Origin of the sequence: Streptomyces sp. BE303 (assembly GCF_036290945.1) — a bacterium.
Taxonomy (GTDB): Bacteria; Actinomycetota; Actinomycetes; order Streptomycetales; family Streptomycetaceae; genus Kitasatospora.
Genome location: NZ_JAQYWZ010000551.1, coordinates 1 through 496 on the forward strand (window position 1 = coordinate 1; position 496 = coordinate 496).

Annotated in this window: 1 protein-coding gene; it reads left to right on the plus strand. The window is 69.8% G+C overall.

Annotated features, from left to right (window positions below; all coding sequences use genetic code 11):
• Positions 1-496, plus strand: a 496-nt coding sequence (locus tag PUR56_RS12440) for a hypothetical protein (protein WP_329948933.1), incomplete at both ends; no start/stop codon positions are given.

Genomic DNA, 496 nt, shown 5'->3' on the forward strand with positions numbered 1-496 from the left:
GGACCGGGTCGGTCAAGGGACGGACCCCCGACTCCGGCTGGATCGACTTCCCCGACACCGGCATCGACGTCTACCACGGCCCCCACAAGGACCTCGGCGTCGTCACCGCCGACCGCGCCGACGTCAACGGCGTCAACACCACATGGGTCGGCGACCGCGCCGCCGGAAACGGCTGGATCGACTTCCCCCAGGCCGGAACCACCGTCCACAAGGACGGCACCCAGAACCTCGGCACCGTCACCGCCGAGACCGCCGACGTGCAGGACGTGAGGACCGGATCGGTCAAGGGACGGACCCCCGACTCCGGCTGGATCGACTTCCCCGACACCGGCCTCGACGTCTACCACGGCCCCACCAAGGACCTCGGCGTCGTCACCGCCGACCGCGCCGACGTCAACGGCGTCAACACCAAGTGGGTCGGCGACCGCGCCGCCGGCAACGGCTGGATCGACTTCCCCCAAACCGGAACCACCGTCCACAAGAACGGCACCGAGAA